This is a genomic window from Rhodococcus sp. USK13 (assembly GCF_018343855.1).
GTDB classification, from domain to species: Bacteria; Actinomycetota; Actinomycetes; order Mycobacteriales; family Mycobacteriaceae; genus Rhodococcus_F; species Rhodococcus_F oxybenzonivorans.
This window is the reverse complement of record NZ_CP069242.1, coordinates 3495091-3518136: the sequence shown is the minus strand read 5'-3', so window position 1 is coordinate 3518136 and position 23046 is coordinate 3495091. Positions and strand designations below refer to the sequence as shown.

The 23046-nt window shown below is 66.1% G+C and carries 25 protein-coding genes; 7 read left to right on the top strand and 18 right to left on the bottom strand.

Annotated features, from left to right (window positions below):
- Positions 1 to 39: 39 nt before the first annotated feature.
- The 11 genes from JQT59_RS18600 to JQT59_RS18550 form a co-directional block, all read right to left on the bottom strand.
- Positions 40 to 738, bottom strand: a complete 699-nt coding sequence (locus JQT59_RS18600) for a dTMP kinase (protein WP_249354533.1) — start codon at positions 736 to 738, stop codon at positions 40 to 42.
- A 56-nt stretch (positions 739 to 794) separates the two neighbouring features.
- Positions 795 to 2279, bottom strand: coding sequence for an adenosylhomocysteinase (ahcY, locus tag JQT59_RS18595; RefSeq protein ID WP_213577289.1), 1485 nt, complete (start codon positions 2277 to 2279; stop codon positions 795 to 797).
- 84 nt (positions 2280 to 2363) lie between these two features.
- The gene (locus tag JQT59_RS18590; RefSeq protein ID WP_109335204.1) at positions 2364 to 2990 is read right to left on the bottom strand and encodes a TetR/AcrR family transcriptional regulator; all 627 of its coding nucleotides are present in this window, start codon (positions 2988 to 2990) and stop codon (positions 2364 to 2366) included.
- A gap of 76 nt (positions 2991 to 3066) precedes the next feature.
- The gene (locus JQT59_RS18585; protein ID WP_109331265.1) at positions 3067 to 3249 is read right to left on the bottom strand and encodes a rubredoxin; all 183 of its coding nucleotides are present in this window, start codon (positions 3247 to 3249) and stop codon (positions 3067 to 3069) included.
- Positions 3246 to 3431, bottom strand: coding sequence for a rubredoxin (locus tag JQT59_RS18580; protein ID WP_213577288.1), 186 nt, complete (start codon positions 3429 to 3431; stop codon positions 3246 to 3248). Before JQT59_RS18580 ends, JQT59_RS18585 begins: the two co-directional genes overlap by 4 nt.
- Entirely contained in the window at positions 3428 to 4651 is a 1224-nt protein-coding gene (locus JQT59_RS18575) for an alkane 1-monooxygenase (RefSeq protein ID WP_213577286.1), read from the bottom strand. The genes JQT59_RS18580 and JQT59_RS18575 overlap by 4 nt, the downstream gene beginning before the upstream one ends.
- A gap of 197 nt (positions 4652 to 4848) precedes the next feature.
- Positions 4849 to 6357, bottom strand: coding sequence for an amino acid permease (locus tag JQT59_RS18570; protein WP_213577285.1), 1509 nt, complete (start codon positions 6355 to 6357; stop codon positions 4849 to 4851).
- Positions 6358 to 6493: 136 nt separating this feature from the next.
- Positions 6494 to 7726, bottom strand: a complete 1233-nt coding sequence (manA, locus tag JQT59_RS18565) for a mannose-6-phosphate isomerase, class I (RefSeq protein ID WP_213577284.1) — start codon at positions 7724 to 7726, stop codon at positions 6494 to 6496.
- Positions 7726 to 8799, bottom strand: a complete 1074-nt coding sequence (locus JQT59_RS18560; protein WP_213577283.1) for a tobH protein — start codon at positions 8797 to 8799, stop codon at positions 7726 to 7728. Before JQT59_RS18560 ends, manA begins: the two co-directional genes overlap by 1 nt.
- 85 nt (positions 8800 to 8884) lie before the next feature.
- Positions 8885 to 10252, bottom strand: coding sequence for a phosphomannomutase/phosphoglucomutase (locus JQT59_RS18555; RefSeq protein ID WP_208961253.1), 1368 nt, complete (start codon positions 10250 to 10252; stop codon positions 8885 to 8887).
- Positions 10253 to 10366: 114 nt separating this feature from the next.
- Positions 10367 to 10762, bottom strand: coding sequence for a DUF3499 domain-containing protein (locus tag JQT59_RS18550; protein ID WP_109331273.1), 396 nt, complete (start codon positions 10760 to 10762; stop codon positions 10367 to 10369).
- Between the two features lie 80 nt (positions 10763 to 10842).
- On the opposite strand from JQT59_RS18550, the gene JQT59_RS18545 reads away from it, so the two are divergent.
- Positions 10843 to 11334, top strand: coding sequence for a metallopeptidase family protein (locus JQT59_RS18545; RefSeq protein WP_201453459.1), 492 nt, complete (start codon positions 10843 to 10845; stop codon positions 11332 to 11334).
- Here JQT59_RS18545 and JQT59_RS18540 read toward each other — a convergent pair whose 3' ends face one another.
- Positions 11335 to 11595: a WhiB family transcriptional regulator gene (locus JQT59_RS18540; protein WP_201453656.1), complete on the bottom strand. Its 261-nt coding sequence runs from the start codon at positions 11593 to 11595 to the stop codon at positions 11335 to 11337.
- Positions 11596 to 12061: 466 nt separating this feature from the next.
- On the opposite strand from JQT59_RS18540, the gene cofD reads away from it, so the two are divergent.
- The 3 genes from cofD to JQT59_RS18525 are packed head-to-tail and all read left to right on the top strand — an operon-like array spanning position 12062 to position 14944.
- Positions 12062 to 13048: a 2-phospho-L-lactate transferase gene (cofD, locus tag JQT59_RS18535; RefSeq protein WP_213577282.1), complete on the top strand. Its 987-nt coding sequence runs from the start codon at positions 12062 to 12064 to the stop codon at positions 13046 to 13048.
- Entirely contained in the window at positions 13045 to 14385 is a 1341-nt protein-coding gene (locus tag JQT59_RS18530) for a coenzyme F420-0:L-glutamate ligase (protein WP_213577281.1), read from the top strand. Before cofD ends, JQT59_RS18530 begins: the two co-directional genes overlap by 4 nt.
- A gap of 10 nt (positions 14386 to 14395) precedes the next feature.
- Positions 14396 to 14944 (top strand): NUDIX hydrolase, encoded by a 549-nt coding sequence (locus JQT59_RS18525; RefSeq protein ID WP_213577280.1) that lies wholly within the window; start codon positions 14396 to 14398, stop codon positions 14942 to 14944.
- Between the two features lie 53 nt (positions 14945 to 14997).
- Here JQT59_RS18525 and manB read toward each other — a convergent pair whose 3' ends face one another.
- From manB to rfbD, 3 genes are read right to left on the bottom strand one after another with little or no spacing between them, the layout of a single operon-like run.
- On the bottom strand, positions 14998 to 16077 hold the full coding sequence (gene manB / locus JQT59_RS18520) for a mannose-1-phosphate guanylyltransferase (protein ID WP_213577279.1): 1080 nt from the start codon (positions 16075 to 16077) through the stop codon (positions 14998 to 15000).
- Entirely contained in the window at positions 16074 to 16967 is an 894-nt protein-coding gene (locus tag JQT59_RS18515) for a glycosyltransferase family 2 protein (RefSeq protein WP_213577278.1), read from the bottom strand. The genes manB and JQT59_RS18515 overlap by 4 nt, the downstream gene beginning before the upstream one ends.
- Positions 16968 to 17001: 34 nt before the next feature.
- Positions 17002 to 17850, bottom strand: coding sequence for a dTDP-4-dehydrorhamnose reductase (gene rfbD, locus JQT59_RS18510; RefSeq protein WP_213577277.1), 849 nt, complete (start codon positions 17848 to 17850; stop codon positions 17002 to 17004).
- Positions 17851 to 17917: 67 nt separating this feature from the next.
- Between rfbD and JQT59_RS18505 the strand changes: the two genes are divergently transcribed.
- Both JQT59_RS18505 and JQT59_RS18500 read left to right on the top strand, forming a co-directional pair.
- Complete coding sequence (locus JQT59_RS18505) at positions 17918 to 19432, top strand: LCP family protein (RefSeq protein ID WP_213577276.1); 1515 nt, start codon at positions 17918 to 17920, stop codon at positions 19430 to 19432.
- A gap of 23 nt (positions 19433 to 19455) precedes the next feature.
- Entirely contained in the window at positions 19456 to 20175 is a 720-nt protein-coding gene (locus JQT59_RS18500; protein WP_213577275.1) for a TIGR03089 family protein, read from the top strand.
- Here the strand turns inward: JQT59_RS18500 and JQT59_RS18495 are convergent.
- From JQT59_RS18495 to JQT59_RS18485, 3 genes are read right to left on the bottom strand one after another with little or no spacing between them, the layout of a single operon-like run.
- Positions 20160 to 20540: a hypothetical protein gene (locus JQT59_RS18495; protein ID WP_213577274.1), complete on the bottom strand. Its 381-nt coding sequence runs from the start codon at positions 20538 to 20540 to the stop codon at positions 20160 to 20162. The two genes, JQT59_RS18500 and JQT59_RS18495, sit on opposite strands and share 16 nt — an antisense overlap.
- 47 nt (positions 20541 to 20587) lie before the next feature.
- Entirely contained in the window at positions 20588 to 21115 is a 528-nt protein-coding gene (purE, locus tag JQT59_RS18490) for a 5-(carboxyamino)imidazole ribonucleotide mutase (RefSeq protein WP_109331293.1), read from the bottom strand.
- Entirely contained in the window at positions 21099 to 22358 is a 1260-nt protein-coding gene (locus tag JQT59_RS18485; RefSeq protein ID WP_213577273.1) for a 5-(carboxyamino)imidazole ribonucleotide synthase, read from the bottom strand. The genes purE and JQT59_RS18485 overlap by 17 nt, the downstream gene beginning before the upstream one ends.
- 131 nt (positions 22359 to 22489) lie before the next feature.
- Here JQT59_RS18485 and JQT59_RS18480 point away from each other — a divergent pair, with 131 nt between their 5' ends.
- Positions 22490 to 23032, top strand: coding sequence for a GtrA family protein (locus JQT59_RS18480; RefSeq protein WP_109331307.1), 543 nt, complete (start codon positions 22490 to 22492; stop codon positions 23030 to 23032).
- Positions 23033 to 23046: the final 14 nt, after the last annotated feature.

The following is a 23046-nucleotide window of genomic DNA, read 5'->3' as shown; positions in this document are numbered from 1 at the left end:
ATCGTTGCATCTTCGGAGCCCGTAACAGCCCGTTCGCCGTTACGGCGTGCCGTGTTCTTTCACGCCACGGCGTCCCGTGCCGTCATTCAAGAGTGCCAGGTTTTCGGCGAGCGTGAGCGGATCGGTGTCCGGGGACAGCACCCACCACGGCGATATCCAGTCGGCCGCGGCCAGTTGTCGGTACACCTCACCGGTGCGTTCCTGCAGCCCGCGGTCGCGCTCGTAGGCGTCGAGCGCCCGGCTCGCGTCTTCCGACTCACGTCCGCGCGCACGTTGTTCGGCCAGAGCCACGGGCACATCGAGGTACAGCTGGAGGTCGGGCCGGGGCAGTGCCAGGCGACCGTATTCGAGCTCCCGTACCCAGTCCACGAATTCGCCGTCTGCGCCCTGATGCAACCGAGCGGCCCCGTAGGCGGCGTTGGACGCCACGTAGCGATCGAGGAGGACGATGTCGCAGCCGGCGAGCAGTTCGGACATCTCCGCGATCGCGCCGGACCGGTCGAGGGCGAACATCACCGCCATCGCGTGCACCGATCCGCTGAGATCGCCGTGTGCCCCCTTCAGCGCCTCCGATGCCAGATCGGCATGGACGGAGCGACCGTATCGAGGGAAGTCGAGGGTGCCGACCCGGAGCCCCGCCTCGTCAAGTCGCTTCTGGACGGCCGTGACCAGTGTCCGTTTGCCTGCGCCGTCGAGGCCTTCGAGCGCTACGAGCGTTCCGACAGAAGTGGTTCCCACGGGGAAGAAGGCTATCCCCCGGCCCGCACGCAGCGGACCGGGGGACGCCATCATCTCTAGTAGCGGTAGTGCTCGGGCTTGTACGGTCCCTCGACATCGACGCCGATGTACTCCGCCTGCTCCTTGGTGAGCTTGGTGAGCGTGCCACCGAGTGCCTCGACGTGGATCTTCGCGACCTTCTCGTCCAGGTGCTTGGGCAGCCGGTACACCTCGTTGTCGTACTCGTCCGGCTTGGTCCACAGCTCGATCTGAGCGATGACCTGGTTGGAGAAGCTGTTGCTCATCACGAACGACGGGTGCCCGGTGGCGTTGCCGAGGTTCAGGAGTCGTCCTTCGGACAGCACGATGATGGAGTGACCGTCCCCGAAGCGGAACTCGTCCACCTGGGGCTTGATGTTGATACGGGTCACCTCGCCCGACCGTTCGAGACCGGCCATGTCGATCTCGTTGTCGAAGTGACCGATGTTGCCCAGGATGGCCTGGTGCTTCATCTGCTTCATGTGCTCGAAGGTGATGATGTCCTTGTTGCCGGTGGACGTGATCACGATGTCCGCCCAGCCGATGGCCTGCTCGACCGTCTTCACCTCGAAGCCGTCCATGAGCGCCTGCAGCGCGTTGATCGGGTCGACCTCGGTCACTGCGACGCGCGCACCCTGTCCGCGGAGCGCCTCGGCGCAGCCCTTGCCGACATCGCCGTAGCCACAGACCAGCGCGGCCTTGCCACCGATCAGGACGTCGGTACCGCGGTTGATGCCGTCGAGCAGCGAGTGGCGGGTGCCGTACTTGTTGTCGAACTTGCTCTTGGTGACGGAGTCGTTGACGTTGATCGCCGGGAAGGTGAGCTCACCGGCAGCCGCGACCTGGTACAGGCGCAGAACTCCGGTAGTGGTCTCCTCCGTGACACCCTGCACGGATTCAGCGATCTTCGACCACTTGCCCTTGTCGGCCTCGAGGGAGCGGCGTAGCAGGTTGAGGAAGACCTTGTACTCGTCGGAATCCTGCTCGTCGTCGGTGGGGGGCACGACGCCGGCCTTCTCGAACTGCGCACCCTTGAGGACGAGCATCGTGGCGTCGCCGCCGTCGTCGAGAATCATGTTCGCCGGCTTGTCGGCGTCCGGCCAGGTGAGCATCTGCTCGGCGGCCCACCAGTACTCCTCGAGTGTTTCGCCCTTCCACGCGAAGACCGGGGTTCCCTTCGGCTCCTCCGGCGTCCCGTGTGGACCGACCACGATGGCGGCAGCGGCGTGATCCTGGGTGGAGAAGATGTTGCATGATGCCCAGCGGACCTCGGCGCCCAGCGCGGTGAGCGTCTCGATGAGAACTGCGGTCTGAATCGTCATGTGCAGCGATCCGGAGATCCGTGCGCCCTTCAGTGGGAGCACCTCCGCGTACTCGCGGCGAAGCGCCATCAGTCCCGGCATCTCGTGCTCGGCGAGCCGGATCTCCTTGCGGCCGAACTCCGCGAGCGAAAGGTCCGCCACCTTGAAATCGATCCCGTTACGGCTCTCGGCCACGGGCGTGGTTGAAACTGAGGTCGTCATCTGCCTCTCCTGGTTGGCTGCTGTTTCGATCAAGGCTATCGGTACGGCCGCCGAAGGGTGACACTCAGACGACCGTCCGCGCACTCAGCCTTCCAACCGATCGGCCCCGTCGACTGCCCTGTCCACGAAAGGTCCGAGAAGAGCACCGAGATCCTCGGCAACGTTGGCCTCCGACTCGGGGGGCATCGAGATGTAACTCATAGCCAGCCGCACGATGGCGCGACTCAGAATTCCCGCGTCCACCACACTCGCTCGCACCCAGCTACGGTGGAAAACTTCTGCCAGCCGCGTCGATGCACGCTCGATGATGGGTGCACTCTCGGTCGTGATCAACCGCAGCAGGTCCGGTTTGGTCTCACCGCGTAGCAGCGACTGCACCAGCGGATCGGAGAGACTCGCGGCGAAGAACGCGGTGAAGCCTGACAGCAGTGCGGCTCGCCCCTGCCCGACGTGGGCGACCAGCGCCTCGTCGACCGCATCGACCAATTCGTCCGCCAACCGAAGGGCGTATGCCTCCGCAAGCCCCTGACGGGACTTGAACTCGTTGTACAGGGTTTGCCTGCTTACCCCGGCACCGGCCGCGACGTCCGACATCGTGATGTCGGACCAGTCCTTCTCGAACAACAGATCGCGCATGGCGTCGAGCACCGACTGACGCAGCAGCAGCCGCGTGGCCTCCTGGTAGGTCACTCTGACACGCGACGAAGTCATGTTCACGACATTAGTGCCCGGCACCGCACGCCGGTGCGTCCGGTACGTTTCCACGCCGGGCACTGTCATCCGGAAGTCAGCTCCGCTCGATCTCGACCATGAAGAAGTCAGCTTTCGCAGCGCCGCAATCCGGGCAACTCCAGTCTTCCGGTATGTCGTCCCAACGAGTTCCGGGTTCGATGCCGTCTTCCGGCCACCCCAGCGCCTCGTCGTATTCGAACCCGCACTGCACACACTGGTAGAGCTTGTACTCGGTCATGTCGTGCCTCCTGTTGTGATCGCCGCCTTCTCGAAGTCGAGCTTCTCCCGCACCCCGCAGTCGGGGCAGCACCAGTCCTCGGGGATCGAATCCCACTGCGTGCCAGGGGGGAATCCTTCCCGGGGTGCGCCGGTCGCCTCGTCGTACACGTACTCACAGACCGGACAGCGGTACGCGCTCATGCCCGGGCTCCGTACTTCGCGAGAACTGCGGCGCGCTTCGCGGGGTGGATGTTGACGCGGGTGACGTCCCCGTCGTAGTGAGCGAGGACCCGGGGATCCATCACCTTGCGCCACAGCGGCGGGAAGTAGGCGAGCGTAATCATGCTCGCGTAACCGCTGGGCAGATTGGGGGCGCCGTCCATGCTCCGCAGCGTCTGGTATCGCCGGGTCGGGTTGGCGTGGTGATCACTGTGTCGCTGCAGGTGGTACAGAAAGATGTTGGTGCAGATGTGGTCGCTGTTCCAACTGTGCTCGGGAGTGCAACGTTCGTAGCGACCACTGGCTGTCTTCTGCCTGCGCAGCCCATAGTGCTCGAGATAGTTGACCGTCTCGAGCAGGCAGAAGCCGAAGACGGCCTGGATCGCCAGATACGGTGCGATGCCGAGGCCGAACGTCGCCAGCAGAGCACCGAACAGCACCACCGACATCGCCCAGGCGTTGAGGACGTCGTTGTGAATCGTCCACGGTCCCTTACCCAGGCGGTCCAGCCGGGCCTTCTCGAGTCGCCACGACGACGTCAGGCTCCCCCACACGCTGCGCGGCAGGAATGCCCACAACGTTTCGCCCATGCGGGAACTCGCGGGATCCTCGGGCGTGGCGACCCGCACGTGGTGACCGCGGTTGTGCTCGATGTAGAAGTGGCCGTAGAACGATTGCGCCAAGGTCACCTTCGACAGCCACCGTTCGAGCTCGTCCTTCTTGTGGCCCAGCTCGTGTGCGGTATTGATCCCGATTCCTGCCACACAGCCGATGCTGATCGCGAGGCCGATCTTCGAGAGCACCCCGAGGCCACCCTCGATACCCAGCCACCCGAGATCGGATGCGGACCATAGGTAGCAGGCCGTCACGAGACTGAGAATCTGGAAGGGAATGTAGGCGTAGGTGCAGTACCGGTAGTACTTGTCGTTCTCGAGCCGGTCCATCACCTCGTCGGGCGGGTTCTCGCCATCCGGGCCGAAGAACACGTCCAGAATCGGCAGCAGGACGTAGACGAGCAGTGGGCCGATCCACCACCACACGGGCGCCACCGCGTCGAGTCCGATTCGACCCGAGGCCCACACGAGGCCGATCGCGAGAAACACCGCAGTGGGCGGTATGAGTCCCAGTAGCCATAAATAGCGCTTCTTGTCCCGCCACTGTTCGGTCGATATCGCCGGTTCCGCCTGTGGACGTATTGCCATGTCCGCTCCTTCGCTTTCACCTCATACGTGAGGCAGGTCACCAATGAGTTAGACACTATCTGCGTTTTCGTTCTTGATCTATACAAATAGACAATTTTGTAAACTTGATCGATCAAGAAGGTCGCGGCAAAACAAATCCGCCGGGAAAGCACCGTTGTGCTTTCCCGGCGGACCGGATATCCGAGGCGGGTTGCGGGTCAGATCACCTCGCCGCGACTGCGCCTGCCCATCATGGAATGTCTGCGGCCGTACGCGAAGTAGATGATCACGCCGAGCAGCATCCACACGACGAACCGGATCCACGTTTCGACGGAGAGGTTGAACATCAACCACAGGCAGGCCAGTACCGCGAGAATCGGCACCCACGGCACCAGCGGGACGCGGAACCCACGGGGCAGGTCGGGCCGGGTCCGGCGTAGCACGATGACGCCGACCGAGACCAGGACGAAAGCGAACAACGTGCCAATGTTCACCATCTCTTCGAGGGTGCCGATCGGGAAGAAGCCGGCGAGAACAGCTACCACGACACCGACGAGCACGGTGATGCGGACCGGCGTGCCGTGCTTGCCGGTCGGCGCGAGACGCCTCGGCATCAGGCCGTCACGCGACATGGCGAACAGCACCCGGGTCTGGCCAAGCATGAGCACCATTACGACCGTCGTCAGACCGGCCAGTGCACCGAACGAGATGAGATTCTTCGCCCACGTGATGCCGTGAATGTCGAAGGCGGTAGCCAGATTGGATGTGTCGCCGGCCAACTCCTTGTAGTCGACCATCCCGGTGAGAACCAGGGTGACCGCGACGTAGAGAACGGTGACGATCGCGAGTGAGCCCAGGATGCCGCGGGGCAGAGCCTTCTGCGGGTCCTTGGTCTCCTCGGCGGTGGTGGCAACGATGTCGAAACCGATGAATGCGAAGAACACGAGACTGGCCGCGGCGAGGAGCCCGTACCAACCGAACGTGCTGCCACCGGCGCCCGTCACATAGGAGAACAGCGACTGGTGGATACCCTCACCGGTCTCGGCGGGCTCGGACGGCGGGATGTACGGCGAATAGTTGTCACTCTCGATATAGAACGCGCCCACGACTACCACCACGAGCACGACCGCCACCTTGATCGTCGTGATGACGAGCGACACGCGTGACGACAGCTTGGTACCGGTGACGAGCAGAACGGTGATAACCGCGACGATCAGCACCGCGCCCCAGTCGAATTTCCACGACCCGAACTGGGCGATCGGCGTGTGATTGCCGATCACCTCGCCGAGATAGAGGGACCATCCCTTGGCGACGACCGAGGCGGCGAGGGCGAACTCCAGGATGAGGTCCCAGCCGATGATCCAGGCGACGAACTCACCGAACGTCGCGTACGAGAAGGTGTATGCACTGCCTGCCACCGGAACGGTCGACGCGAACTCGGCATAGCACAGGGCCGCGAGACCACACGCGATTGCGGCGATCACGAACGCCGCCGACACAGCAGGTCCCGCGACGTTCCCGGCGGTCCGGGCGGTAAGGGTGAAGATGCCGGCACCGATGACGACGGCGACACCGAACACCGTGAGGTCCCACGCCGTGAGATCTTTCCGGAGCTTGGTCTCGGGCTCGTCCGTGTCGCGGATCGACTGCTCGATCGACTTGGTCCGGAACAGTCCATTGGCGCGACCGCTCACCTCCGGTCCACTGCCTTTGTCCTGGATGGCCACATCAGCCTCCTCATTCGAAAGTTGCGGTTCAGCCTATGCTTCGGCGGCCCTGAACAGGTCGGGTTCGAGGTAGATGGGACGGCCGCCGGAACCGCTCGTCGCACCCGGACCTCGGTCCGCAAAGGCGGCTCACAGGCTACGCGATGGGTGCGCCGACTCTCGCATTGAACAGCTGGACCCGGTCCGATGTCGCGGTGACCGACACGTCGGGGTCCTCGTCGGCGATCCAGACTGCACTGCCCTGTTCCACATCGAGGCGCTCGCTACCGCACGCCACCTGAACCGAACCCGCGGTGCAGAGCAGAATCTGCGGACCTTCCGTCCGGAAGCGATGTTCGACAGCACCGTTCAACGACAGATCGATCCTCGTCAAACAGAATTCGGGAGCGGGCGAGACGTACATGAGCTCGGCGCTGCCGGGCAACTCCTCGGCCTCGAGGACAGGGATGTCGACGGAATCGAAGTCGAGCACCCGGAGGAGTTCGGGAACGTCGACGTGCTTGGGAGTGAGTCCGCCGCGGAGAACGTTGTCGGAGTTCGCCATGATCTCCACGGCCATCCCGTGCAGGTACGCGTGGAGGTTCCCCGCGTCGAGATAGAGCGCCTGCCCAGGCTCGAGGGTGACCCTGTTCAGCAGGAGAGCGGCGAGGACGCCCGCATCACCGGGATACACCTCACTCAACTCGAGTGCGGTTCGGACCTCGGCAACGAAGTCGCCGTCCTTGGCTCCCGACAAATACTCGACGCACCCGTCGAGCACACGCGGCATCAGCGCACTGAGGACGGGCTGGGGCAGGGTGATCCAGGTGGTGAACAGGGCACGCAACCCGTCCGAGTCGGGTTGCCCCGCAATGAGCCCGGCGTAGGGCTGGAGTTCGGGCACCGCGATCGCGTCGAGCAGCTCCACCGTCCGCTTCGGATCCCGGAAACCGGCCAGGGCATCGAACCGGCTCAGCGCGACCACGAGCTCCGGTTTGTGGCTGTCGTCCTTGTAGTTGCGGATCGAGGATCCGAGCGGGATGCCCAACTCGTTCTCGCGCGCGAAACCTTCGCGGGCCTGTTCCGCACTCGGGTGCGCCTGGAGCGACAGCGGCTCCTCGGCGGCAAGCAGTTTGAGGAGGAACGGAAGGCGTTCGCCGAAGGTCTCGACGCTGCGGCGACCGAGTTGGCGCTCCGGCTCGGTGCGCACCAAGTCCAGGAGCGACCGCTCCCCTTCGTCGGTGACGACGCGTGCGGGATCCGCCGGATGAGCGCCGAGCCACAGTTCCGCCTCCGGATGTGCCGTCGGAACGGGCAGTCCGCGCAGCTCAGCGATAGCGGTGCGCGATCCCCATGCATAGGATCGCAGCGCACCTTCGAGTCGGTGCACTAGATACCGCCGATCAGCTGCAGGTATGCGGCAGTCATGTCGAGCCGCCCTACGAGGACAGCTGCCTGCTCGAGTTCCGACCGCTGCGACGGCGAGGGGCCCTCGTCGGAAGCTGCGACGACGATGTCGGCGTCCCCCAGCACCGCGGTCTTGCGTTCGGTCAGCATCAGCTCGGCCTCGGCCGAGAAGACAAAGGTGCGGACAGGACTGGCAGAGGACGGGCCGTCGAGTTCCGGATCGTGGAAGATCGAATCGGGAACGGCCGCCGGCGCACGGAAGGTGCTCGCCGCACTCAGGACGTCCGACAGTTCGGACGCGGTTGCCACCCGGCCCGCGTGCAGTAGCGCCTCGGCGCCGTGACGCGCCAGTTCCATCGCGCTTTCCGTGTCGCCGGTGAGTACGACCCGTCGTCCCTGCATCCGCGAGGCGAGAGACTTCGCCGGATTGTGGAAGACCTCGTTCGTCGGTCGATCGCGGAGGGCTTCGCTGTCGACGGCGTCGGCGAGCTGCTCGAGATCGGGCACCTCGTCTCCCCACCGCTCGGATCCCACCACGCGCAGGACCGCGAGGAGGACCGCGAAGTACCGCAGCAGACCATGACGGGTCAGAGCCCGAACCCTGGGCGCGAACATCAGCACGCGCCCCGCCGCGGCCGCCTGCAGAGGCCCCTCATCGGGTGCAGCCACCACCACCTCGGCGCCCCGGCGCACCGCCGCATCGATGGCCTGCACGAGTCGAGGATCACCGGCGTCGTCGCCGGCCACCACGACCACGTCGAGGGGTCCGACCCATACCGGCGTACTGGCGGCACGCACGAGGGGGAACCCGATCCGTTCGGCGAGGACCGCCGTGAGGATCGCCGCGCCACGGCTTGCCCGTCCCGAGCCGGTCACCACCACCACACTGCGCGGCCGAAGACCGTGCAGGCGTTCGAGAACCCCCTCCTCGACGGCGGCTCTGGTGGCCCGGATCTGGGCGCCGCCCATCGCCGCGGACCGAAGGACTCCCACGGTGTCCGCGGCAACCAGTGCGTCACCGTCGTCGAGATCCAACAGGGGCGTCGGCGCTGTCATGACACCGCACCCCCTTTCTCTTTTCTCGGAACAAGCCTCATCGAAACTTGTGTGCGTGCAAAACCTGTTATTCCAACTATGGCAGTCAGGATCGGACGATGCCCAGTATCTCGGTAACGAGTGCGTCTACGTCTTCCGCCGTGGGCGCTTCCACGTTGAGCCGTAGCAGCGGTTCGGTATTGGAGGCCCGCAAATTGAACCAGGCACGGCCGGCCAGATCGACGGTCACGCCATCGAGCCGGTCGACACCCGTGGTGCGATCGGCGAACGCAGACACGACTGCAGCGGTGCGCTCTGCAGCGTCGGCGACGGTGGAGTTGATTTCCCCGGAGGCCGCGTACCGCTCGTACTTGGCCATCAGCTCGGACAACGGACGCTCCTGCTCCCCCAGCGCAGCGAGCACGTGCAGTCCCGCCAGCATCCCCGAGTCGGCGCCCCAGAACGAGCGGAAGTAATAGTGCGCGGAGTGCTCACCACCGAAGACCGCACCGGTCTCCGCCATCTGTTGCTTGATGAAGGAATGGCCGACCCTTGTGCGCACCGGCGACCCGCCCAGCTCGGTGACCAGTTCCGGGACCGCCCGCGACGTGATGAGGTTGTGGATGATGGTGGCGCCGGGCTCCTTCGCCAGCTCCCGCTCGGCAACGAGGGCCGTCACCGCCGACGGCGAAACGGGATTTCCCAGCTCGTCCACGACGAAGCAGCGGTCGGCGTCACCATCGAATGCCAGACCGATGTCGGCACCCGTCTTCCGCACATGCTCCTGCAGATCGACCAGATTGGCAGGGTCGAGCGGATTCGCCTCGTGGTTGGGGAACGTGCCGTCGAGTTCGAAGAACAGCGGTTCCAAGGTCACCGGCATGGGCTCGAGCACGGCAGGCACAGTGTGCCCGCCCATCCCGTTCCCCGCGTCGACCGCGACCTTCAAAGGTCGCATGTCGGCGAGATTGACGAGGCCGCGGACGAAGCTCGCGTACCGCTCGAGTACGTCCTCGTCCGTCACCGCGCCGGGCGCGCCGTCGAACTCGGGAACTCCCTCGATCACCTCCGCGGCGATCGTCGCCAGGCCGGTCTCCTGACCGACCGGCTTGGCTCCGGCACGGCAGAGTTTGATCCCGTTGTACTCGGCCGGATTGTGGCTCGCAGTGAACATCGCACCCGGGCAGTCGAACAGCCCCGACGCGAAATACAGCTGGTCGGTCGACGCCAGGCCGATGAGAACCACGTCGACACCCTGCGCGGTGACACCGTGGGCGAAGGCCTTCACGAGGTCCGGGGAGGATGCCCGCATATCGTGGCCGACGACCACCTTTTTCGCCCCGTCGTCGCGTACGAGTCGCGCGAAGGCGCCGCCGACATCCTGGACGAACGCGGCATCGATGAGTTCACCGACCACACCACGCACGTCGTAAGCCTTGATCACGGCATGTACGGACTCGGCTGATCGCGCCACTTCTGTTTTCTCCTTTACGAGCACCAGTGCTGGCGCCAGCCTAATGCCTGCCCGGCGCGGGCACGTCCCGGCAACCGCGAGACGGCGCTCACGCCAGGACCGACGACCGGGAAGTCAGTTGGCCGGGTCGGGAAGAACCCGCAGGTGACCACGGCGACCGGTTCGGACCGGTGGGGTGTGCATGCCGGTGTCGGCACGTTCTTCGGCGGAGGCGGCTCGTTCGGAACGCCCGCGCTCGCCCAACCCAGCCTCGCGCACGGCCTCCGCCAACGCGGTCAGATCATCCTCGTCCGGCGTGCTCGAGGAGAATCCGCCCTCGTACCGGACCAGTTCCCACCCCTTCGGTGCGGTGATCCGCGAAGCGTGGGTGTCGCACAGATCCCAGGAATGAGGCTCGTCGACGGTGGCCAGAGGACCCACGACGGCGGTGGAATCCGAATAGACGTACGTGAGCGTCGCGACAGCGGGGTTCTTGCACCCGGGGCGGCAGCATCGACGCAGAGATCTCACAGCTAGGGAGCCTAGCCCCACGGAGGCCCGACACCTACTCGGACACACCGAGAGTGTGCGGCTGTCGTAATGTCCAGTCCATGTCCAGAGCACGACGCAGGCGTCCGGTGACCACCCGATCAGTCGACCGTCGGGGACGCGGAATTCGCGGGTCGGTGTTTCCGCCGGACGCGCCCGCACGGCGCAGTCGCGCGGAGAAATTCGATCTCGTGGTGCTCGAAGCGTTTGCGCCGATCGACGCACAGTGGCGTGAGCGCCTCACAAAGCTGGACATCGCCGTGGACGAGGTCCCGAAAATTCATGCGCTCGATCCGGATTCGGTGAACTGGCCGCCGGAGGTCGTGGCGGACGGACCGGTGCCGCTGTCGCGACTGATACCCGCAGGCATCGACCGGCACGGCACCGCTACCCGCGCGCGGGTCGTCCTGTTCCGCCGTCCGCTCGAACAGCGTGCTAAGGACCCGGACGATCTGACCGACCTGGTGCACGACGTGCTCGTACAGCAGGTGAGCACCTACCTCGGCGTCGAACCAGAGATCATCGACCCCGATTTGCCGGGCGAGGAGGACTGACTAGACGATCCCCCGCTTGAGCCGACGGCGCTCGCGCTCCGACAGCCCACCCCAGATGCCGAACCGCTCGTCGTTGGCCAACGCGTAGTCCAGGCACTCGTCCTTGACTTCACAGCCCAAGCAGATTCGCTTCGCCTCCCGCGTGGAGCCGCCCTTTTCCGGGAAGAAGGCCTCAGGATCGGTCTGCGCGCACAGCGCGCGTTCCTGCCACTGATCCTCGATGGTCTCGAAAAGATGGTCGAAACCCGTCACCACGCTCAACGCCGGGCGAGTGCCCGCCGTCTCGATCTCCTGCGCGACGAGTTGTCGCACCGGATTTTCACTTACCTTGTCTTCTTGCACACAGACTTCTTGAACACAGACGCCGTCTGCTGCGCCTGCTTCGGAATTGGTCTGCGGTTCGTCGCTTACTGTGCTCCAGCGAGTCTCCGACTCGACCTGCTCATTGGGCATCGCTCCGCCTCCTCACCTGTGATAGCGCAGAAAATTTCGATCGTTCACGTACCCCGAACCGAACACCCCTGCCATCCGTTCGAACAACCGTTCGAATTGATCCCCGCTGCAAGCGATTCCACGCCCACAACGTCGGAATGACATATTTGTGATTAGACACGCCCAGCGTGTCGCGGTCAAGCTAAGCCGAAATTGTCCATTACTATTTCGCGCTCGAATTCGCGGGGGGAAGCGGCCGATCGCCTCCCCCGGAGCACCGCCTAGGCTTTGCTTCGTGAACGTGACTGTATTGGTTGGCGGAGTCGGTGGGGCTCGATTCCTGCAAGGCGTACGCAAACTCCTCGGCACCGACGGGGCGCAGGATGGCGACTCCCCCACCCCTCGGATCACCGCTGTCGTCAATGTCGGTGACGACGTGTGGATGCACGGCCTGCGCATCTGCCCCGACCTGGACACCTGCATGTACACCCTCGGCGGCGGCATCGACACCGAGCGTGGATGGGGTCATGCGGGAGAGACCTGGAACGCCAAGGAGGAACTTGCGGCGTACGGTGCCAAACCCGATTGGTTCGGTCTGGGCGACCGCGACATCGCCACACACCTGATTCGCAGCCAGATGCTGCGTACGGGGTACCCGTTGTCGGCTGTGACCGAGGCCCTGTGCAATCGCTGGCAGCCGGGTGTCGCCCTGTTGCCGGTCACCGACGACCGCAGTGAGACGCATGTCGTCATCACGGATCCGGAAGACGGTGAGCAGCGCGCAATCCACTTCCAGGAATGGTGGGTCCGGCACCGCGCCCAGGTCCCGACACACAGTTTCGCGCACATCGGCGCCGAGCAGGCGAAGCCTGCCCCCGGAGTGGTGGAGGCGATCGAGTCCGCGGACATCGTCCTGCTCGCCCCGTCGAATCCGGTGGTCAGCATCGGGGCGATCCTCGCCGTCCCGGGTATCCGCGGGGCCTTGCGCACGACGGCCGCGAAGGTGGTCGGCGTCTCCCCGATCATCGGCGGAAAGCCGTTGCGCGGCATGGCGGACGAATGCCTGGACGTCATCGGGGTCGAGACGTCGGCGGAGGCGATCGGACGCTATTACGGGGCGCGCAGCGGGACCGGAATCCTCGACGGCTGGCTGGTACACGACACCGACACCGCCGACGTTCCCGGGGTCGAGGTCCGGAGCGTGCCGTTGATCATGACCGACCCCGACGCGACCGCGGCAATGGTCCGGGCCGCCCTGGACGTGGCAGGGGTGCCGCTGTGAACGATCACGCGCCGGGCGGCCCGCTCGAAATCCTGCCGGTCCTCGGTCTGCCCGAGTTCCGCCCCGGCGACGATCTCGCCGCCGCCGTGGTTGCGGCGGCATCGTGGCTTCGCGACGGCGACGTGCTGGTGGTCACCAGCAAGGTGTTCTCCAAGGTGGAGGGCCGCATCGTCGCCTCCCCCACCGATCCCGACGAACGAGACGCTGCCCGGCGGCGCCTCGTCGAACAGGAAGCCGTCCGCATCGTCGCCAGGAAGGGACGCACGCTGATCACCGAGAATCGCCTCGGGATCGTCCAAGCGGCATCGGGGATCGACGGTTCGAACGTCGAGGGGTCCGAACTCGCTCTGCTGCCCGAGGATCCGGACCGCAGCGCTCGTGGTCTCCGGGACGCGATCAAGGCCGCCCTCGGTGTGACCGTCGCTGTCGTCGTCACCGACACGATGGGACGGGCGTGGCGTAATGGTCAGATCGATGCCGCGATCGGCGCGGCCGGTCTTCCCGTCCTGCACGCGTATGCCGGGGCCCGAGACGGCCAGGGCAACGAGCTGATCGTCACCGAAGTGGCGATCGCCGACGAGATCGCCGCGGCAGGCGATCTCGTGAAGGGAAAGCTCGGCGGCGTGCCCGTCGCTGTCGTGCGCGGCCTCGACGTCGGCGACGACGGATCCCGCGGGGCGGATCTGATCCGGCGCGGACCGGAAGACTTGTTCTGGCTCGGCACCGCCGAATCGCTGGCTCAGGGCCGATCCGAGGCCCTTCTGCTGCGGCGCTCGATCCGGCAATTCTCCGACGAGCCGGTCGACGCCGACGCCGTTCGCGCCTCGATCTCCGAAGCGCTCACCGCTCCTGCGCCGCACCACACTCGCCCGGTCCGGTTCGTCTGGATCCGGACCCGCGCGATCCGGGACGAACTGTTGTCCCGCATGCGGGATCAGTGGCGGGCCGATCTCACCTCCGACGGCATGGACGCGGCCGCCGTCGAAGCCCGGGTGGCGCGGGGAAACATTCTGTTCGACGCCCCCGAGGTCGTCATCCCCTTCTGTGTTCCCGACGGCGCCCACAGCTATCCCGACGCGCGCAGGCAAGCGGCCGAATCCACCATGTTCACCGTGGCCGTCGGCGCGGCTGTGCAGGGATTGCTCGTCTCCCTGGCCACCAAGGGAATCGGCAGTTGCTGGATCGGCTCGACAATTTTCGCCGCCGACGTCGTGCGCAGCGTCCTGGAACTGCCCGCCGACTGGCAGCCGCTCGGTGCCGTCGCGATCGGTCATCCCCTGGACCCGCTCGCGCCGCGAGATGCTCCCGACCCCGCCGACGCCGTTCTCGAACGGTGATCGCCGCGACATGAGCGCCGAATCTCTGCACCGGTCTGCGACCGAGGTACTCGAGTCCTGGAAAACAGGTAGCGAGAGCGACGAATCGTTACGCCACACCATGCTTGCGTTCCTCGGTTCCGCACCCCTCGGCTGTCTTCGCGAGCACGCCCCCGGTCACATCACGGCGTCGTCGCTGGTTTTGGACGAAGGCGGATGCCACGTGCTCCTCACATTGCATCCCCGTGTCGGCCGGTGGATCCAGCTGGGCGGGCACTGCGAGGCCACCGACGAGACCGTCGTCGACGCGGCTCTGCGCGAGGCCTGCGAAGAGTCGGGTATTCCCGATCTACGGATCGACCCCGAATTGCTTTCGGCGCACACACATCCCATCACCTGCTCACTGGGACAGCCGACCCGGCATCTCGATCTGCGCTTCCTCGTACGGGCCCGGCCCGACGCACACATCGTGCGCAGTTCCGAATCCACAGACCTGCGCTGGTGGCCGGTGGACGCGCTGCCGCCCGCCGCGGAGAAGTCGACGATCGACCACCTGGTCCAGCTCGCCGGGCTGCGCTGAGCAGCAGGACTACCTGCGCCAGGTGGCGCAGTAGTCCTGTGTGCCTAGGCCTTTCACACGTCGGTGCTGAACCGCACTCCGCCGTCCGGAAGCGTCACACCCGGCCACACCCGGGCCCCACGCAACAGCTCACACCGGGCACCGATGTCGGCTCCGTCGCCGATCACCGCATCGCGGACCAGAGCCCGCGGACCGATGCGCGCACCGAAACCGATGATGGACCGTTCCACGGTCGCCCCTGCCTCGACGACCGCACCGTCGAACAGCACGGCGCCGTCGAGGCGTGCACCCGCCCCGACCTCGGCCCCTCGGCCGACCACGGTGCCGCCGATCAGCAAGGCACCCGGGGCGACACCCGCTCCGGGGTGCACCAGGGATTCGCCGCGGGGCCCGTCGAGTGCGGGCGAGGGGGCAATGCCCCGGACGAGGTCCGCCGAGCCGCGGACGAAGTCCTCCGGAGTGCCCATGTCACGCCAGTACGACGAGTCCACGTGCCCGTAGACCCGGGCGCCCTCCGCAAGGAGAGCCGGGAAGACCTCGCGCTCCACCGACACGGGTCGTCCGGATGGGATCTGTTCGATGATGTCGCGCTTGAACACGTAGCAGCCAGCGTTGATCTGGTCTGTCGGCGGGTCCTGAGTCTTCTCCAGGAATGCGGTGACGCGTCCGTCCGCGTCGGTGGGAACGCAACCGAACGCCCGCGGATCGCCCACCCGCACGAGGTGCAGTGTGACGTCGGCTTCGGTGGTTCGGTGTGTGTCGAGGATCCCACCGAGGTCGGTGCCACCGAGCACGTCACCGTTGAACACCATGGTGTTCTCACCGCGCAGTTTCGGAAGCACGTTGCGGATGCCGCCGCCGGTTCCGAGCGGCTCGGTCTCCGTGACGTAGTCGATCTCGAGACCCAGCTTCGACCCGTCACCGAAGTACTCCTCGAACACCTCCGCTTTGAAGGACGTGCCCAGGACGACGTGGTTGATTCCCGCCGCCGCGATACGCGCGAGCAGGTGGGTGAGGAACGGCAGACCTGCCGTCGGCAGCATCGGCTTGGGCGCCGACAACGTCAGTGGGCGAAGACGAGTGCCCTGGCCCCCCACCAACACCACCGCATCGGTCTTCTGTTCACCTGTCATCGGACGTCGCCCCCTCGTTGGTCATTCTTGTGTCGTTCGCGCACTGCCGCGGCCACCGCCAACCTCGACCGCACCGCCAATCCTCCGCGGAGGGCCCACCGCAACGGCGCCTGCCACCAGTGCGGGTGCCGGTCTGCCTGGAAGCGGTAGGCACTCTGGTGATGGGCGGGCAACATCAATTCGGGATGCTTCCCGGCTGCATGCCCCTTGGCGTGCGTGACCTCGGCGGACGGGACGTAGACGTTGAGCCATCCCGCCTTGCCCAACCGGTCACCGAGATCGACATCCTCCATGTACATGAAGTAGCGGGCGTCGAAACCGTTGATCGAATCGAATGCCGCCCGGCGCATCAGCAGGCATGAACCGGACAACCAGCCGACCGCGCGCTCGCTGATCGACTCGTTCTCCTGACGGTAACCGGCGGTCCACGGATTGGACGGCCACACTGTGCCCAGGACCGCGTGGCCTGCCCCCGACACCAGGTCGGGCACCTGGCGCGCCGAGGGATACACGCTTCCGTCGGGTTCGAGCACGAGGGGACCGAGGGCTCCCGCCCGTGGCCACCGCTCCGCAGCCGCGAGAAGAACGTCGATCGATCCGGGCGCCCACCGAACATCCGGATTGGCCACGACGACGAACTCGATCTCTTCGTCGATCTCCGCCACAGCCCGGTTGACGGCACCGCCGTAACCGATGTTCCCGCCGGTGCGTAACAGGCGCACATGGTCGTACGCCTTGTCCGCAGCCTCGGGAGCGCCGTCCGTCGAACCGTTATCGGCCATCACGACCTGCGGCTCTTCTTTCGTCGCCTCGGCGAGAGTGTCCAGGAAATGCTCCAGATGCTCGCCTGGCGAATAGGTCACCGTCACCACGGCCAGCTTCGAACTCACGCGGGCAAGCGTAGCCGTTCCGGCGCGCTCTGCCTCACACGACCGTTGTCAGCGCTGCGCGCAAGGCGTCACGCCACGGCCGCATAGGAGTGAGCCCTGCGCCTACCCAGGCGTTCTGTGAAAGAACAGAGAACGCCGGGCGCGGGGCGGGGCGCACGAACTGCGCACTCGAGCATGGACGAACCCGCTCCGGGTCGGCCCCTGCCTCCTCGAAAACCGCCCGGGCGAGGTCGTACCAGCTGGCCTTCCCCGCGTTGGTGGCATGCAGCACCGGGACCGTGACATCGGTGCGGAGCACCAGTTCCAGGAGGGCAGCCGCGAGGTCCCCGGCGAAGGTGGGCGAACCCACCTGATCGTTCACCACGTCGATCGTGTCGCGCTCACGCTCGAGGCGCAGCATGGTGGCCACGAAATCGGAACCCGCACCGCTGTAGACCCACGCGGTCCGCACGACGTGGGCGGTGGGAAGCGCTGCGTGTACAGCGCGCTCACCCGCCAGTTTGGTGCGCCCATACGCTGTCGCCGGCCCGGTCGGCGAATCCACCTCGTACGGCGTGTCCGCCTGGCCGGCGAACACGTAGTCGGTGGAGACGTGCACCAGCCGGGCACCCGCACGGGCACACGCCGCCGCGAGATTCGCCGGGCCTCGCTCGTTGACGGCGAGTGCCGTCGCCTCGTCGGATTCGGCGGCGTCCACTGCGGTGTACGCAGCGCAGTTGATCACGACCGATCCGCTCTCCACCTGCGCGTCCACGGCGCCGCGGTCGGTGATGTCGAGTTCATCCGATCCCACGCCGCGCACCGCGATTCCTGCCGCCTCCGCGTATCGGACAAGGTGTCTGCCCAGTTGTCCCCGGGCACCGGTCACCAGTATTTCCGTCACGCGGTCAGTCTGGCACGCCGATCGCCGCGTCCCGACTCCGAACGCGCCGACCAGTAGCCTGGTTTGCGTGTCACACGAGCAACCCGTTCCGGGCGACCCCCCGAGGACGCGCCGGCATCCCGTCCACATCGCGGCGGCCGTGCTGTCGGTGCTCGCACTCGTCGTCACGGGCTTCGCGTGGCGGAGCATCGATTCGTTGCGGAACAATCTGGCGACGGCGGGCGGTCTCGGACTCGGCGGAAGCGCCGACGGCGCCGTCGACATCCTCATGGTGGGTACGGACAGCCGCACCGATGCGCACGGCAACCCGCTGTCCCAGGAGGAACTCGATTCGCTGCGGGCCGGCGAGGAGGTGGCGTCCAATACCGACACCATTGTCCTGATCCGCGTACCGAACGACGGCAGTTCCGCCACCGCCATCTCCATCCCCCGCGACTCCTACGTCAACGTTCCGGGAATCGGCAAATCCAAGATCAATGCGGCATACGGCGCCACCAAAGAAACGGAGCGGTTGAAGCTCGTCGAGGGCGGCGCGACCGATGAGGAGGCCGAGGAGCAGTCGACGGAGTCCGGCCGGGAGGCACTCATCAAATCGGTCGCGGAATTGACCGGTATCACCGTCGACCACTATGCCGAAGTCGGGTTGCTCGGATTCGTCCTCCTGACCAACGCGGTGGGCGGCGTCGACGTGTGCCTCAACGAGCCGGTGGACGAGGACCTGTCCGGGGCACATTTCCCCGCTGGTGAGCAGTCGCTGAAGGGCGCCGACGCGTTGAGCTTCGTCCGGCAACGCCACGACCTCCCCCGTGGTGATCTCGACCGCATCGTGCGCCAGCAGGTGTTCATGGCGTCGCTCGTCGGCAAGGTTCTGTCCGCGAAAACTCTCAGCGATCCGGGCAAGCTGAACGAACTGAGCGCTGCGGTCCAGCGTTCGGTCGTACTCGACGACGACTGGGACATCATCGAATTCGCCACCCAACTCCAGGACCTGGCCGGTGGCAAGGTGCAGTTCGACACCATTCCGGTGGCCGATCTCAACGGCATGACCGACTACGGCGAGTCCATCGTCGAGGTCGATCCGAAGGCCGTGAAGAAGTATGTGGCGGGTCTCGTCGGTGATGAACCGAGCGACTCGGACGACACGTCCACCACCACACCGAACATCGACACGTCCAGTGTCACCGTGGATGTCGCGAACGCCAGCGACATCGGGGGCCTCGCCACCGGTGTCTCCGATGCGCTCACCGCGCTGGGCTACGCACAGGGTGAGGTGGGTAACTACACCGGCACCTCGGTGAGTTCCACCACGGTCTTCGCCCACTCCGCGGACGACGACAGCGCCAAGGCGGTTGCATCGGCACTCGGTGGGCTGCCCACCGACACCGATTCGTCTCTGCCCGAAGGCTCGGTTCGCGTGGTGCTGTCCGACGACTACGACGGCCCGACCTCCGCGGAGACCACCTCCACGAGCGGAACGACCGAGACCGCCGGCACGTCCTCCGCGGCAGGCACCTCGCCCACTCCGGCACCGTCCGGCCCGCCCATCGACGCCGGCTCCTCCGGCCCGCGCTGCGTGAACTAGAGAACGAGAAACGAGCTGTGTCCATGAACCATGCCTCCCGCACGCTGACCGATGCCCTTCTCGACCCCATCCTGGCGAGCGACCCGGCGGGCCCACGAGTGACGTTCTACGACGACGCCACCGGCGAACGGGTCGAACTCTCCGCGCTCACCCTGACCAACTGGGCGGCGAAGACCGCCAATCTGCTGCGGGACGAGTTCGCCCTCGAACCGGGAGCACGGGTGTGCGTGCTGCTGCCCGCGCACTGGCAGACCGCCGCAGTCCTCCTCGGTGCCTGGTGGGCTGGGGCCGAGGTCGTCCTCGAGCCCGACGAGCGGGCGGAAGTCGCACTTGTCTCGGTGGACCGTCTCGACGACGTCGACGACGTACCTGAGGTCGCGGTGCTCTCTCTCGACGCATTCGGACGCCCCGTCCCCGATCTCCCGGTCGGCATTACCGACTACGCCACCTCCGTCCGCGTCCACGGCGACCAGTTCCGGCCGACCGTCGCCGGACCGGCGCTCGCCGGGGCCGGCGTGGACGATGTTCTCGAGGCCGCACGAGCGTCGGCCGAAGCGCAGGGAATCACGTCGACGGATCGGGTGTCGTCCGATGCCGATTGGGATTCGCCCGATGCACTGATCGCCGGGCTGATCGCCGTCTTCGCGGCCGGCGCGTCGCTGGTGCAGGTTGCAAACGCCAACCCGTCGGCTCACGCGCGGCGGATCGATACCGAGAAAATCACGCGTCAGCTGACGCGGTAGCCACCGTCCGCCAGTCCCGCGGCGATCTCGAATCTGTTGCGCCTCCCGGGGTGCCGTAACTCCTCGAACAGGTACCGCAGCGCGAAGGTCCACCCGTACGTCGCCCACTGGTCGGCATGCACCGACTCGTGTCGCAGTAGCGGTCGCGCCGGCATCCGGCCTGTGAGGAACGCGCCACCGATGGTGGTGCCCCCACGCGCGAAGCCGCCCCTCATGCCGCTGCACACGAAGATGCCGAACTCGTCGTCGAAGGCAATCCGTCCACCCCACGCCCGCCCATACACCAACGCCAAGCGGGTGATCGCCACCGACTGTGCATTACCCCGTGACGCACGGATGACCGCGATCCCACGACTGCGTCTCATTCGTGGAGGATAGGTGCTTGCGGCTCGGTACCGGAGTGCAGACGAACTCAGCCGAGGAGCTTCTCGCGCAGGGCCTTGTCCTTGTCGAGCACCATCGATTCGAGCCCGTCCTGGAACGCGGCCATCTGCCGTTGCAGGGTGGGGTCGGCGGCACCGAGGATGCGGACGGCGAGCAGACCCGCATTACGGGCTCCGCCGATGGAGACCGTCGCGACGGGAACGCCCGCAGGCATCTGCACGATCGAGAGCAGGGAATCCATGCCGTCGAGGTACTTCAGCGGAACGGGCACACCGATGACGGGCAGTGGGGTGGCCGAGGCGACCATGCCGGGCAGATGGGCCGCGCCGCCGGCGCCGGCGATGATCACCTTGATGCCGCGACCGGCGGCGGACTTCGCGTAGTCGAGCATCCGCTGCGGTGTGCGGTGGGCGGACACCACACCGACCTCGAACCGGACACCGAACTCCGCGAGGGCCTCGGCGGCGGCTTCCATGGTGGGCCAGTCGGAGTCGCTGCCCATGATGAGCCCGACCTGCGCGCCCTGCTGTGCTGCCGATTCACTCACCGTGTACATCCCATCCGTCGGTCCATTCCGCGTGTGAAAGCCAATGCGCCGCCCGCTCGGCCCGCTCACGCACCGCGGCCACGTACTCGGGGTCGTCGACGGACCCGGGGCCGCCCACGATGTTGACGTGGCCGATCTTCCGGTCCTTGCGTTCGCCCTTGCCGTAGAGGTGCACCTTGGCGTCGGGCATCCGCGCAAACAGGTGGTGGACCCGTTCGTCCATGCTCATCTCCGGAGCGGTGGGCGCCCCGAGGACGTTCGCCATGACGGTGAGCGGCGCGATCGGCGCGGTATCACCGAGGGGGTAGTCGAGGACGGCACGCAGATGCTGCTCGAACTGCGAGGTGCGGGCGCCGTCCATGGTCCAGTGGCCCGAGTTGTGCGGGCGCATCGCCAGTTCGTTGACCACGAGGGTGCCGTCGGAGGTTTCGAAGAGCTCTACCGCCATGGCGCCCACCACACCGAGTTCGGAGGCGAGCCGCAACGCCAGTCCCTCTGCCTCTGCGGCGAGGGACTGGGGCAGCTGCGGAGCCGGAGCCAGGACGACGGCGCACTGGCCGTGCCGCTGAACGGTTTCCACGACCGGCCACGTGGCTCCCTGGCCGAACGGTGACCGTGCCACCATCGCCGACAGCTCGCGGCGCATGTCGACCTTCTCCTCCACTAGGAGGGCGACACCGTTGTCGAGTTGCTGCGTGACGATGCGCTCGGCTTCGTCCGAATCGTCGGTGATCCAGACACCCCGGCCGTCGTATCCGCCGCGGACGGCCTTGATCACCAGCGGCCATCCGTGCTGCGCGCCGAACTTCACGACGTCCTCGGCCCATGTCACTTCGGCGAAGGCCGGGACGGGCGCACCGAGCTCGCCGAGCTTGCGACGCATCGCCAGCTTGTCCTGCGCATACACCAGAGCCTGCGGCGGCGGCTGCACATTGACGCCCTCGGCGACGAGGACGTCGAGGTGCTCGGTCGGGACGTGCTCGTGGTCGAAGGTCAGCGCATGCGAACCGACTGCCGCCTCACGCAGCGCGTTCAGGTCGGTGTGGCTGCCGAGAACGACGTCGGGGCTCACCTGTGCGGCAGGTTCGTCGAGTGCACCCGAGAGCACGCGCAGCGTCTGCCCGAGCGCAATCGCGGCCTGGTGCGTCATCCGCGCGAGTTGGCCACCGCCGATCATCGTCACGACGGGTTGCCCGGCGTGCAGATCGCGGGGGGTCGTGGGACGCGGTGAGGAGTCAGAGTTGCCGGTCACGGGTCATAAGTTTGTCACGTCCGTTGCCGGGTCCCCGCGCCGAGGTGGTAGCACGCCAGTTTCTGTGATTCTCCTGATGATTTCACCGCCAGTTAGTGGTATTGCGTCCTGCTTTCGTAAACTTCTCCGTTGTGTCATTCGTCGATGGTGTCCTTGCACGCGTACCCCAGCCCTTCCGGGCTCTCGCGTTGCGGCATCACGAGCTGATCAAGTTCGCCATCGTCGGCGGCACCACCATGGTCTTCGACCTGGCTATCTTCTACTCGCTCAGCCTCACGATCCTGGAAGAGAAGCCGGTCGTCGCGAAGGTTCTTTCCGGCGTCCTGGCGACAGTGCTGAGCTACATCCTCAACCGCGAATGGTCCTTCAAGAATCGCGGTGGACGCGAGCGCCACCACGAGGCGTTGCTGTTCTTCACCATCAGCGGCATCGGAGTTCTCATCGCCGCTGCACCCTTGTGGACCGCCAACAACGTCTTCGATATCCGTGCAAACCAGGAAAATCTCACCACTCTGGTGATCGTCGACTTCGTGCTCAACTACATCATCGGGAATCTTCTGCAGATGGTCTTCCGGTTCTGGGCGCTGCGCCGGTTCGCCTTCCCGGAACAGACCGTCCGCATCGATCCAGATCTGGTCGACGAGGCCGCCGAGGAAGAAATCGGCCACGCGTGAGCCGAGGGAGCGCT

What these genes read in the sequence shown, in the direction of transcription:
- ahcY (WP_213577289.1), bottom strand. Translation starts at nt 2,279, where the DNA reads ATGACGACCTCAGTTTCAACCACGCCCGTGGCCGAGAGCCGTAACGGG.
- JQT59_RS18590 (WP_109335204.1), bottom strand. Translation starts at nt 2,990, where the DNA reads ATGACTTCGTCGCGTGTCAGAGTGACCTACCAGGAGGCCACGCGGCTG.
- JQT59_RS18585 (WP_109331265.1), bottom strand. Translation starts at nt 3,249, where the DNA reads ATGACCGAGTACAAGCTCTACCAGTGTGTGCAGTGCGGGTTCGAATAC.
- JQT59_RS18580 (WP_213577288.1), bottom strand. Translation starts at nt 3,431, where the DNA reads ATGAGCGCGTACCGCTGTCCGGTCTGTGAGTACGTGTACGACGAGGCG.
- JQT59_RS18575 (WP_213577286.1), bottom strand. Translation starts at nt 4,651, where the DNA reads ATGGCAATACGTCCACAGGCGGAACCGGCGATATCGACCGAACAGTGG.
- JQT59_RS18560 (WP_213577283.1), bottom strand. Translation starts at nt 8,799, where the DNA reads ATGACAGCGCCGACGCCCCTGTTGGATCTCGACGACGGTGACGCACTG.
- JQT59_RS18545 (WP_201453459.1), top strand. Translation starts at nt 10,843, where the DNA reads ATGTCCAGAGCACGACGCAGGCGTCCGGTGACCACCCGATCAGTCGAC.
- JQT59_RS18525 (WP_213577280.1), top strand. Translation starts at nt 14,396, where the DNA reads ATGAGCGCCGAATCTCTGCACCGGTCTGCGACCGAGGTACTCGAGTCC.
- manB (WP_213577279.1), bottom strand. Translation starts at nt 16,077, where the DNA reads ATGACAGGTGAACAGAAGACCGATGCGGTGGTGTTGGTGGGGGGCCAG.
- JQT59_RS18500 (WP_213577275.1), top strand. Translation starts at nt 19,456, where the DNA reads ATGAACCATGCCTCCCGCACGCTGACCGATGCCCTTCTCGACCCCATC.
- JQT59_RS18495 (WP_213577274.1), bottom strand. Translation starts at nt 20,540, where the DNA reads ATGAGACGCAGTCGTGGGATCGCGGTCATCCGTGCGTCACGGGGTAAT.
- purE (WP_109331293.1), bottom strand. Translation starts at nt 21,115, where the DNA reads ATGTACACGGTGAGTGAATCGGCAGCACAGCAGGGCGCGCAGGTCGGG.